The sequence below is a fragment of the Chryseobacterium gambrini genome (genome assembly GCF_027920505.1).
In the GTDB taxonomy this organism is placed as follows: Bacteria; Bacteroidota; Bacteroidia; order Flavobacteriales; family Weeksellaceae; genus Chryseobacterium; species Chryseobacterium gambrini.
In genome coordinates, this window is the sequence record NZ_CP115857.1 from 1,256,753 (window position 1) to 1,268,986 (window position 12,234).

Below are 12,234 nucleotides of genomic sequence, written 5' to 3' on the forward strand. Positions count from 1 at the left end.
TTTTTAAAATTGTTGTGAATATTTTTCGTTCACAAGGGTGTTTCACTCAGCAATTGAGTAATTTTGCCATGATTATTTTGCTTAGTATTTGTCGTCCTGAAAGGATCTAAGCGAAGTATTAGAAATTAAAAAAATAAGCAAAGCAAGACGGAAGCTAAACCGCACGCTTCATCACAGATGAAATCTGCATAACTTTGCTTCCTTAAATAATCACCATCATAAAAAAAACTTTGTGTTTGAAAACGCCCAACTTTCCTCCACATTGGTCATCCTGAAAGGATCTAAGCACGCATTTTTCGATTTTTTTCTCGCTACTTTTAGATCCTTCATTCATCTGAATACAAACTAAGAGGCTATTTTATGTGCTGTCAATGTATAATTTCGTAAATTTAGTTACATTAAATCAACAAAATCATGCGTTGGAATCCTGAAATTTACAATCAGTTTAAAAACATTCGCTATAAACCTTTTTTTGATCTTTCAGATTTAATCAAAGATGAAAAACCAATGAAGGCAATCGATTTGGGATGCGGAACGGGTGAACAGACTGCAATATTAGCTGAAAAATTTCCCGAAGCTGTATTTATCGGAATAGATTCTTCTGCCGAAATGCTTGAGCAATCAAAAAGTCTTAAAAATGCTCGTCTCCATTTCAGACAGGCGACAACAGAAGAAATTTTGGAAAGTGATGAAAACTGGGACCTGATCTTCAGCAATGCGGCTCTGCAGTGGTCTGATAATCATCATGAATTATTCCCAAAACTGATTTCAAAACTGAACTGTAACGGACAACTTGCAATCCAAATGCCTTATCAGCCGGGAAATATTCTCAATCAGATTTTGTCTGAAATGTCGAATGAGGAACCTTTCCGAACACAATTAAACGGATGGAACCGTCCTTCTTCTGTTTTATCCATCGACGAATATGCACAAATTCTATTCGAAAACGGAATTGATGATTTAAACATATTTCAAAAGGTGTATCCCATCATCGCGGAAGATCATGAAACGCTATTTAATTTCATTTCGGGATCTGCACTCATTCCCTATCTGGAAAGACTTTCGGAGGATGAGCAGGAAACTTTTAATACAGAATTTAAACAAAGAATTCAGAAAAATTTCCCTAAACTTCCGGCAATTTATTCTTTCAAAAGAATTTTAATGTATGGAAGGAAAAATTAATTTCTGTAAAAAATAAAAGGCTGTCTCAAAAATGTTATTCTGAAAGAAATAAAACTCAGTAAAGAATATTAACCATCTGGTTTTTAGATATTTTTAACTGTTCTCAGAATGACAAATGTCAAATAATTTAATTTTTGAGACAGCCTTTCAATTCATTAACTATAGATCTGTTTAAACTTTTTATTTAACCGCAAAAGTCAAAAAAGATCAACTAAACTTTCATTTAAAGTTGGTGATTAAAAATAAAAAAGATCACACTAGTTTTTAAAAATCTTTGATTTTTATTCTTTTGAGAACTTTAAAAATTGTAATAATCGCTGTATGAATATCTTTTGCAACTTTTGCGGTTAATTCTGAATTTATTTAAACAAATTTAAGCTACCGTAACACCGAAAAGATGCCCTATTAAAGCCGTAATTCCCATCGCAACAGTTCCCCAGAAACAAATTCTGAGAACAGCGATTCCTATTTTTGAGCCTCCTGTTTTTGCTGAAATGGCACCCAAAATCATCAGAAATACAATGGAAAAACCATACTGAAAATAAACCATTTCTTTTAAAGGAGCCAAAAGCGATACAAAAAACGGCAGTAAAGCCCCCAAAGCAAAAGAACCGAATGAAGCCAATGCAGCCTGTAACGGTTTTGCCTGAGTAATTTCATTAATTCCCAGTTCGTCATGAGCGTGAGCTGCCAAAGCATCGTGTTCCGTAAGTTCTGTAGCCACTTTCAAAGCAGTTTCTTTGCTTACGCCTCTTTTTTCGTAGATTTTAGCCAGCTCCAGAAGTTCAACTTCGGGCATTTCTTCAAGTTCCCGCTTTTCGCGAAGGAGATCTGCTTTTTCGGTATCTTCCTGCGAACTTACCGATACATATTCTCCTGCAGCCATAGACATGGCTCCTGCAATCATTCCGGCAAGTGCGGCAAGGACAATTGTATTTCTGTCCGGTGAAGCAGCGGCAACACCAATAACGATACTTGTAGTTGATAACAATCCGTCATTCGCACCCAAAACCGCTGCACGAAGCCAGCCTACTCTGTTTACATAATGTTTTTCCAACTGATGATGCATATGCTTTAGTTTTTAAGTTAAAAAAAATGACTTGCTAAATGTGTTAACAAGTCAAAATTAAACTGATTTTTTATTTAAACCTTAAATTTAACGAAATAATATCAGACTTCATTCCGATGGATTTCGTGTAATGTCCGTACCGTATTTCCAGCATATTCAGTCGTTCTACGCCGAATAAACCGTTCTTCGGACTGATTCTGATTCCTGCTCCGTAAAAATGGCTGTCGAATTTTGACAGATCGTAATTACTGGTGTAGAAATCGTCAAAAGCGGTATGCTGCTGATAAGGCGCAAAATATTTAGCTGCAGTCTGAGAATAGTAACGATAGAAAGGACTTATCGAAACAAACGGAGAAATCTTTACAGGCGTTTCCAGACTGAAAGTATTGGATTTCAAGCCCCAATCGTCGGTATAATAACGGTAATACGCTCTCAGAATCACTTTGTCTCCCAAGAAATAATTGGCTCTTACTCCCAAAGGAATTTTAAATCTTTTATCCGGCAAAGCTTCCTGATGAACCGATTTATCATTAAAGTAAACTCTGTGGAAAGGTAAACTTAAATATCCGGTCTGCTGAACTCCGTCCGCAAGAAATTCAACCTGAAAATTCTGATTGATGATCTGTGAGTACGCCAAAGATAAAGCAAAGGTATTTCTTCCGCTGGTTCCGTAATCATCATGTTCTTTTCCCGTATTGCTGCCCGTTCTCAGTTCGATTGGAGTGACCAATTTTACCTGATCCAGATAGGTCTGAAATTTAGCCGTAAACTCTCCCATTCTGTTTTTCGTTTTTTGTGAAAACCCGATGTTTGCCCCGTAAGAGGTATAATCGAATTCGAAAGAGGTAGAAATACCCGCCATTAAAGTGGTACCTTTTTCGGTATTCTCTCGACTCCAGCTTAATGCAGGATAAATTCTGTTGTCTGCGTGCGAAGCCGATGAATTGGCTTTCAGATCAATCATATCCGAAGATGCGGAAGTATAATGATCGATCCCGACACTTACATTGAATTTATTTTTGCGGTCTTTTTTATCGTATTTCACCATCGTTACATCAATCGTGTTGGAAACATCGGTCAGTTTTTCTGAACCGATTCCTCCTGTAACGGCAGAATTGTTTCCGTCCTGTTTGTAGTAACTTGAAACTAAATTAGCTTCATCAAAAGTCAGCTTTTTGGGCTGTTCGCTATTTGTGTTTTCCTGTGCTTTTGCATTAAATATTCCGAAAAGAGCAACAACACTTATGATTATTTTTTTCATTGTAGATCACATTAAATTTTTACCATTCTCTTTTCTTAATTGCATCCGCAACCACCGCCCACTTTTCCGGCATTGGCTCCTGAAGAACCCTCTCTGTAAGACTGAAAGCTCAGTTCGGTCTTTTCAATGGTTCGGTTTCCGAGAACCATTTCGGCATCGTTGAGTTTATTTTTTTCGTATTCTTTTACGGTGGTACAGGAATTCAGCAAAGGAATTGTTACTATCGAAAGAACTGCAATGGTTTTGTAATTTAAACTGTTGAATCTTCGCAGCCCGGCTTGAACGGAGCTCTTTTTGTGAGGAACGAGCAAAAAAGCGGGAGTGGAAGACGGTGAAAGCTGCCCAAATAAATATCCGAAAAGCTTCTGACTGTTTTTTATAAGGTCTGCCATTTGTATTGATTTGTTTTTAAAGTTGATTTAATTGCTTTAGTATGAATCAGATACTGAGGATTTTGTTCTGATAAACAAAGTATTTTATTTTAAATTAATGTTTTGAGATGAATAAATTCTGTCCTCATCGTCGATGATGATACACTCCAGATGATTGATCTGGTTAATCATACCGAGTGCGGCATCAATTCCCATAATACTGACGGGAGTCGCCATTGCGTCAGCAATTTCTGCATTGGGACAAAATACGGTAACACTTTTTACACCGGAAATAAGCATTCCTGTTTTGGGATTGATGGTATGAGAATATTTTTTACCGTTGATGACCACGAATTTCTCATAATTTCCTGAAGTTGCGACCGCCATATCGGTGATATTCATATAAGAAAAAGGCTGTTTTGCATTGTCGGGATCAGCGATTCCTACGGTCCAGGGTTTTCCGTCAGCCTGATTTCCCCAGGTCGTTAAATCGCCCGAAGCATTTACAATTCCGGATTTTACGCCTCTTTCCATGAGAATTCTTTTTGCCATTTCTGCGGCATATCCTTTCCCGATTCCGCCAAAACCGATGCGCATTCCTTTTTCTCTGAGAAAAACCGTCTGATTGTCGCCATCGAGAATAATATTCTGATAATTAACTAGTTTCAGATGATCTTTTATTTTTTCAGGATTAGGAAGCTCTTTCATTTCACGGTCGAAATTCCAGAAACTTTTATCGATTCCGCCGTAAGAAATATCGAAGTAACCGTCTGTAATTTTGCTGATTCGTAAGCTTCTTTCAATGAGGTTAAAAATCTCACGGTCTACTTTTACAGGCTTTATTCCCGCATTTTGATTAATGAGATTAGTCTGACTGTCATCGCTGAAGGTTGTCAGCAGTTTTTCGATTCTCCGGATTTCATCAATAGCGGCGTCAATATGATCGTAAGCGGATTTTTCATCATTACTTACAACGGTAATTTCAAAAGCGTTCCCCATTAGTTTTTGAGGTCTTTTGAATTCTCTAAGCATCTCTTTTTCTGTTATTTTTGTTTTTCTCTGATTTCCCTGATTTCTTTACTGAAAGCCAATGCATTTTCTGAAGGCAGTCCTTCCCAGCTTTTCAGGATTTTCCCTTCTGAATTTAATAGAAGCGTATACGGAAACAAGCCTTTTTTATTGTATGCATCGGCAAGAGAAGCGTTTTCTTTTTTCAGATCGGCAGAAAGCTGATTTTTCTTATTTCTCGGGAAATCGGCATTGATGTAAACGATCACTTTATCGGATTCCAGTTTTTTGAAATCTTCTGTTTCGATGATATTTTTATGAAGCTTGATGCAGGGAATACACCAGTCTGAACCGGAAAAGTTAAGCAGAATGAATTCTTTGTTTTCTGCAGCCGTTTTTTTTGCGCTTTCCAGTCTGTTTTGTGCGTGGAAACCAACGGATAATACAACCATAAGAATGGCTGATAATATTGTTTTCATTATTTTAAATTTTATAATGATTTTGATAATAAATGATGGATTTTGATTAAATAAAATCAAAAAAAGGTAAATGAATTAAGCAATCGGTTTTGGTGGTTCCCAGACAGATCCCGCGAATCCTTTGTAGCAGAAATCTTCGTCTTTTGAAGGAATTTTATGCGATTTCAGTGATCCGAAATTTTCCGTTTTTGTTTCAAAATAAAAGCCCGGATTGATAGTGAAAACCAAAGTAAGCGGTGCAGAATGAATTACAAACGGCAGTTTTCTGTCTTTACCGTAATCTCCGTCTTTTGCAGGATGATCGTAATGTGCTCTGAAAAACGCAATCAGCGGCATTTCCGGATTAAGTTGTTTGTGCTCCCAGTAATGTTCTACCAGAGTAGGAATCTTCAAAAGCTGATACAGCTCGGTTGTAGAAACCAAGAATAAGGATAGTAACAATATGGAAACCAACTTTTTCACCTAATCAAAGGTATAAAATCTTCTGTTAAGAATGATTTTAAATTAATCCTGATTATAACGCTAAAATGTTCAATAAATTGTTCAGCTTTAGTATATTGTTTAAATTATAAATTTGTTTAGAGGCTGCTTAGATTTTATTTTTACCATTAAGAGAATTAAGTTTTTTAAGCTTAATAAAAATCAATTTATTGATTAATTCATTACAATCAACTTAACTAACTGAAATTCTTAACATTAAATTTAAAAATAAACAAGTTTATTTAATTTAGAAAATTAAGAAAAGCTATAAAACTTTTATTTAGCAATATTAAATAAGCTCTTAAATTAAAGTTCTTTAAAGCAAAATGTTAGAAAACTCTATGGAGTTTTATCTGTGTAGAAATCATACTATGAGTACGTTCGGCGTTCCGTAGGAACGCTATCTTTAGAACATTTATCGTATTACAGATATCAATCCTACGGATTGATTGATACACTCATTCTTTTCTACACAGATTCTGCTCCTAAAGGAGCAAAGCTATTTTACCCTAAGCTACTTCAAAAGTTTACTCCATCTTTTTTCTTTTGCGGTTAAATAAAAAATTTAAACAGACTTACATTTTTAACTGACGAATAATGATATCAGATTACTTTAAACTTAATATTTTACTCCTCTTCCTCCGTATTTTTAAGCTTCATCAAAAGCGTATAGGCATTTTTGGTCACGATCTTTTTATTCTTAAAATCATCAGAATTAAGGATCTGGATAAAACCGTTTTCCGTTTCGCCTAAAGTCACCGGAGTCAATCGGTACGTTTGTTTTTTTACCTCAACAAACACAAAGTCTTTGCCTTCAAAATTCACGATGCTTTCTTCCGGAACCGCGTTGGAAAAAGAGGTGCTGGTTTCAATTTCGGCATTCATGTACATTCCCGGAACCAACGTGTGATCGTATTTATCGAAATGGCAGTGAACTTCCGCCAAACCGCCCTGACTGATATCTTTACTGATGAGAAGAATTTCCCCATAATATTTTTTGCCCGGATCGGCATTGGTATATGCTGCGAAACGCTGCCCTTTTTTCAGGTTTTCCAAATCTTTTTCGTACACTTTAAGATTCAGGTGAATGTCATCGGGATTAATAAGCTCAAAAAGCACATCCGAAGGATTTACATATTTCCCGATATTCACATTCACTTTACTTACAAAACCATTGATAGAGCTGTACACCGGAACACTTTTCGTAATGCTTCCCGATTTTAAAGATTCCGGATTGATATTGATGAGTCTGAGCTGCTGCGCCAATGAATTCATCAGAATTCTCTGGCTGTTCATTTCAGACTGAGCGAGCTGCATGGCTTTATCACTGCTTGCCTGACTTTGGTTCAGGGTTTTCTGACGGTTGTAATCCAGTTCTGCAAAATGTGCTTTGGATCTTGCCATTAAATAATCCTGCTGAAGCTGAATAAACTGCGGATTTTCGATCACGGCAATCACCTGACCTCTGGAAACCGGCATTCCCGGAAGAAGATTGCTGGATTTCAGATAACCACCAAGCGGAATGCTTACAGAAACAAGATTTTGAGGCGGAACATCGATCATCCCGTTTAATTTCAGGGTGGAAGCGATATTCTGTAACGAAAGTGTGGTTGTTTCTATCGGTGCATTTCTTAACTGAGCATCGGTTAAAGTCACTACATTTTCGTCTTTCGGGAGGCTTTTTTCCTGTTTGGGAGCTTCTTCTTTTTTACATTGAATGAATACAAAAAAGCTGATTAATAGGGTATATATTGAAATTGATTTCATTTTTTTACGGATTTAAAGTAAGGTATTCCAGTTCAATGGCACTTTGGTTAAGTTTCCAGACTGCATCGGTGTAATTGTTTTTAAGCTGTACCGCCTGATTTACGAGGATCACAAATTCGAGGTAATTGATTTCTCCGCCGATAAACTGTCTTTTTGCCGTTTCGGTAATCACATCTGCATTTTTAAGATAGGAACTTTCATATTTTGAAACAATTTCCAGATTAGACTCATAGATTTCTCTGGCTTTTTTAAGCTGATTCTGAAGGTTGAATTCCGCGTTTTTCAGCTCACTTTCAGCAACAGACTGCGCAACTTTTGCAGCTTCAATTCTCGCTTTCTGACCTCCTGAAAATATCGGAAGCGAAACACCGACCTGCACAGAATGAAACTGTGGCGTTGCATTGTAGAGTTTATCATCCGGTCCTAATCCTTTAAAGCTGTTCAGGTTGTACGCCAATTGCAGACCGGGAAGCATTTTCGCTTTTTCCAGTGCGATCTGTTCTGTGGAAATATTTTTCTGCTGTTCCCAGATTTTCAACAAAGGATGATCCGCCAGTTTTTCGTTTAAAGAATTGGCAAACGATTTTGAATCTTCGGGAATGAAATCCGTTTCAGTATTCAGAAGCCACTGAAACTGGATCTTTAAAACAGCTAATTCCTGCTGCAATTGTTTTAACTGAATTTCTATTGCCGATTTCTGACTGGAGGCGGTTGTTTTTTCCAGAATATTGCTCTCTCCTGCTTTCAGTCTGAGGTTCGCTTTGTCTGAAAAGTCAGTGTACAGTTTCAGGATTTCATTCAGCAGTTTTTCTTTTTCTTTCCAGTACAGAATGTTGTAAAAGGTAAGGCTGACTGCTTTTTTAAGTTCATATTCTTTCAGGGAAATATTCAGCAAAGATTTTTTCCATTCTTCGGTGTATACATTTTTCTGTTTTTTATAGACCGTCGGAAAAGCAATATTCTGGGAAACGCCAAATTTCATATCGTTGTACGCACTGTTGATCTGTCCGTAATCGAACGTTGCACCAGTCTGCGGAATATCATTTGCCGATTTTATTAAAGCTTTGGAATATTCCGATTTCAGCTTTTCGTTTTTAAGATTACTGTTGTTTTCCAATGCAGTATTGATCGCCGTCTGAAGATTGATTGGCGTTTGCGCTTTCAGCCCAAATCCTGCAAAGCTGAATAGCAAAATGAATACAGCCGTTATATTTTTGTGATTATTTTTCATATGTAGATATTTATTGTTTTTAAAGGTCATATGTAATCGCGTTTTCTTCATAGGCGTTTGCGTTTTCCAAATGATGGCGATTTCATTTTAAATCCTTTTTCAATGGTTACATAAAGAAGCGGCAGTACAAAAAGCGTAAGGAAGGTTGCAACAAGCAGACCTCCGATCACCACAGTTGCCAACGGGCGCTGAACTTCCGCTCCGGCTCCGTTGCTGAGCGCCATCGGAATAAATCCTAATGATGCCACGAAAGCCGTCATCAGAACCGGACGAAGTCTGGATTCTCCGCCATCAATTACAATTCTTACGATATTCCGGATTCCGCTTTTGTATAATCTGTTGAATTCTGAGATGAGAACGATTCCGTTGAGAACTGCCACTCCGAAAAGGGCGATGAATCCAACACCTGCACTGATGCTGAAAGGCATTCCTCTCAAAGCCAGAAGAAATACGCCGCCAATGATTGACAGTGGAATTGCGGTGTAAATCAGCAGACTTTCTTTCACCGAGCCGAATGCTAAAAATAACATCACAAAAATAAGCGCTAAAGCAACCGGAACGGCAATCATCAGACGTTGTTTTGCATTGTTCAGGTTTTCAAAAGAACCTCCGTAAGTCATATAATAACCTGTCGGAAGTTTTATCTCTTTGTTTACTTTAGTCTGAAGTTCCTCCACGATGCTCTGAACATCTCTTCCTTTGATGTTGAATCCAACGACAATTCTGCGTTGTGCATTTTCTCTCTGGATTTGGTTAAGTCCTTTTTTTACTTCAACTTTTGCAAGCTGGGAAAGCGGAATCTGGTTTCCGAAAGGAGTCGGAACGAGCAGATTTTTAATATCATCCACATTTTTACGGACTTTGGAATCGAGACGAACGACCATATCGAAACGTTTTTCACCTTCGAAAACGAGACCTGTACTCTGCCCTGCGAATGCAGCATTCACAATCCGGTTGATGTCGGAAATCGATAAATGATATTGTGCAATAACAGGACGGTTGTATTCTATGGTTACCTGCGGCATTCCTGCAATCGGCTCGATGTAAAGATTTTGCGCTCCGTCTACAGTTTCAATAATTTTACCTAGTTTTTGAGCATTTTGGGAAAGAACGTCCAGATCATCTCCGAAAATCTTCACCACGACATCCTGTCTTGCTCCTGTCATCAGTTCATTGAAACGCATCTGCACCGGAAACTGGAAACTTACGGTTACTCCGGGAACATCCTGCAGTTCTTTGCTCATTTTATCTGCCAGTTCCGGAAATGTAGATGCAGAAGTCCATTCTTTTTTGTCTTTCAGAATCACCATTAAATCGGCGGCATCCATCGGCATCGGATCTGTAGGAACTTCCCCGCTTCCGATTTTTGTCACGACTTTTTGTACTTCCGGAAATCTCGATTTCAGGATATGAGCTGCCTTCTGTGTACTTTCAATGGTTGTATTCAGATTGCTTCCCGGCAAAACTCTGGTTTCCACCGCAAAATCTCCTTCTTCAAGGGAAGGAATAAATTCTCCTCCCATTCTGCTGAGAATGAAAATTGCCAATACGAAAAGTACAGCCACGATGGAGAATACCATTTTCGGAACTCTTAAAATTTTAAGTAATGTTTTCAGATAGATTTTCTCTACTTTTTTCATCATCCGGTCGGATAAACTCGGTTTTGAGCTTCTTTTTCTCAAAAGCAAAGAACTCATCATCGGAATGTAGGTTAACGACAATAAAAATGCGCCTAATAAAGCGAAAGCGACAGTTTGTGCCATCGGTTTGAACATTTTCCCTTCAATTCCCTGTAAGGTAAGTATCGGAAGATAGACAATCAGGATGATGATCTGACCGAAGACTGCACTGTTCATCATTTTTCCGGCAGAATCAGTAACAATGGTGTCCATTTCTTCTTTTCCAACGTAGAATATTTTTTTGAATTTTGAATTATGACTGAACTGATGCAGGACGGATTCTACAATAATCACCGCACCATCGATTATCAGACCAAAATCCAGTGCACCGAGACTCATCAGGTTTCCGCTGACTCCGAAAAGATTCATCATACAGATGGCAAAAAGCATTGCGAGCGGAATTACGGAAGCCACGAGCAATCCTGCGCGCACATTTCCAAGGAACAAAACCAGTACAAAAACAACAATTAATGCGCCTTCTGTAAGGTTTTTCTCTACGGTTCCGATGGCGTTGTTTACCATTTTGGTACGGTCGAGGAACGGTTCTATCACTACTCCTTTCGGAAGGGTTTTCTGGATTTGTGCGATTTTTTCTTTTACATTTTTAATGACCTGATTGCTGTTTTCGCCTTTCAGCATCATCACCACTGCCCCGGAAACTTCTCCCTGATCGTTGAACGTCATTGCGCCATAGCGTGTTGCAAAGCTGGTTTTCACCTCTGCAACATCTCTTATAAACAGTGGGATTTCATTGGTTTTGGAAGCAATCGCTATATTTTTTATGTCTTCAATATTTCCGATCAGACCTTCGCTCCGGATGTATAAAACGGTGGGACCTTTTTCAATATAAGCTCCTCCTGTGTTCTGGTTATTGGTGTTTAATGCATCGAAAACATCGTTAATGGTGATTCCGTAAGCATTTAATCTGTCGGGATTGACGGCAATTTCGTACTGTTTCAGTTTTCCTCCGAAACTGCTGACTTCAGCAACACCTTTTACACCGAGAAGCTGTCTTCTCACAATCCAGTCCTGAATGGTGCGGAGTTCTGTGATGTCGTATTTTTTCTCGTAGCCTTTTTCGGGGCGGATCACGTACTGGAAAATTTCGCCTAAACCTGTGGAAATAGGACCTAATTCCGGGGTTCCGATTCCCTGCGGAATCTGGGTCTGAACCTGCTGCAGCCTTTCTGCAACCTGTTGTCTTGCCCAGTAAATATCGACATCATCCTCGAAAACAATGGTAACGAGCGATAAACCGAACCGTGAAAAACTGCGGATTTCTTTTAATCCTGAAATATTATTGTTCGCCTGTTCTATGGGAAATGTCACGAGTCTTTCGATGTCAGTTGCTCCGAATGAAGGGGCAATGGTGATGACCTGAACCTGATTGTTGGTGATATCGGGAACGGCGTCTATCGGAAGTTTGGTGACCTGATAGGAACCCACGCCTATCAATCCCAAAATCAACAGCGCAATGATGAGTTTGTTCTTTACAGAAAACTCAATGATTTTTGTAAGCATAATGTTTTGTTGAGCTTATTATGAATAAATAAGGTAATGGTCTGATACCAATTAATGCCTGTTTTAAGCACTGGAATTTATACTGATTTGCAGCCCGACCTGAGTGGAGCTCTTTTGTAATTTTTCCGTTGGAAAAGCTTTGGCAAAATTACAAAAAGCGGGAACGGAGGGCGGATCAAGCTGCCC

General features: G+C 38.4%; 8 protein-coding genes and 1 pseudogene. 1 reads left to right on the plus strand and 8 read right to left on the minus strand.

Going from position 1 to position 12,234, the window contains the following annotated elements; translation table 11 throughout:
- Positions 1-414: 414 nt before the first annotated feature.
- A complete protein-coding gene (locus tag PFY09_RS05525) occupies positions 415-1,182 on the plus strand; it encodes a methyltransferase domain-containing protein (RefSeq protein ID WP_271161726.1) in 768 nt (255 codons plus the stop codon).
- 373 nt (positions 1,183-1,555) lie between these two features.
- Here the strand turns inward: PFY09_RS05525 and PFY09_RS05530 are convergent, their stop codons facing one another.
- From PFY09_RS05530 to PFY09_RS05565, 8 genes and pseudogenes are all read right to left on the minus strand, one after another.
- Positions 1,556-2,251, minus strand: a complete 696-nt coding sequence (locus PFY09_RS05530) for a VIT1/CCC1 transporter family protein (protein ID WP_108409206.1) — start codon at positions 2,249-2,251, stop codon at positions 1,556-1,558.
- Positions 2,252-2,321: 70 nt separating this feature from the next.
- Positions 2,322-3,512, minus strand: coding sequence for a DUF3570 domain-containing protein (locus PFY09_RS05535; RefSeq protein ID WP_271161727.1), 1,191 nt, complete (start codon positions 3,510-3,512; stop codon positions 2,322-2,324).
- A gap of 35 nt (positions 3,513-3,547) precedes the next feature.
- Entirely contained in the window at positions 3,548-3,904 is a 357-nt protein-coding gene (locus PFY09_RS20885; protein WP_456298857.1) for a DUF4266 domain-containing protein, read from the minus strand.
- Positions 3,905-3,988: 84 nt separating this feature from the next.
- Positions 3,989-4,915, minus strand: coding sequence for an FAD:protein FMN transferase (locus PFY09_RS05545; protein WP_271161728.1), 927 nt, complete (start codon positions 4,913-4,915; stop codon positions 3,989-3,991).
- 11 nt (positions 4,916-4,926) lie between these two features.
- The gene (locus PFY09_RS05550) at positions 4,927-5,370 is read right to left on the minus strand and encodes a thioredoxin family protein (RefSeq protein WP_271161729.1); all 444 of its coding nucleotides are present in this window, start codon (positions 5,368-5,370) and stop codon (positions 4,927-4,929) included.
- A 75-nt stretch (positions 5,371-5,445) separates the two neighbouring features.
- Positions 5,446-5,832 carry a hypothetical protein gene (locus PFY09_RS05555; protein WP_271161730.1) on the minus strand — a complete coding sequence of 129 codons (387 nt, stop codon included), beginning with the start codon at positions 5,830-5,832 and terminating at the stop codon, positions 5,446-5,448.
- Between the two features lie 645 nt (positions 5,833-6,477).
- A complete protein-coding gene (locus PFY09_RS05560) occupies positions 6,478-7,617 on the minus strand; it encodes an efflux RND transporter periplasmic adaptor subunit (RefSeq protein ID WP_271161731.1) in 1,140 nt (379 codons plus the stop codon).
- Between the two features lie 4 nt (positions 7,618-7,621).
- A pseudogene (locus PFY09_RS05565) lies at positions 7,622-12,048 on the minus strand (CusA/CzcA family heavy metal efflux RND transporter).
- Positions 12,049-12,234 lie beyond the last annotated feature (186 nt).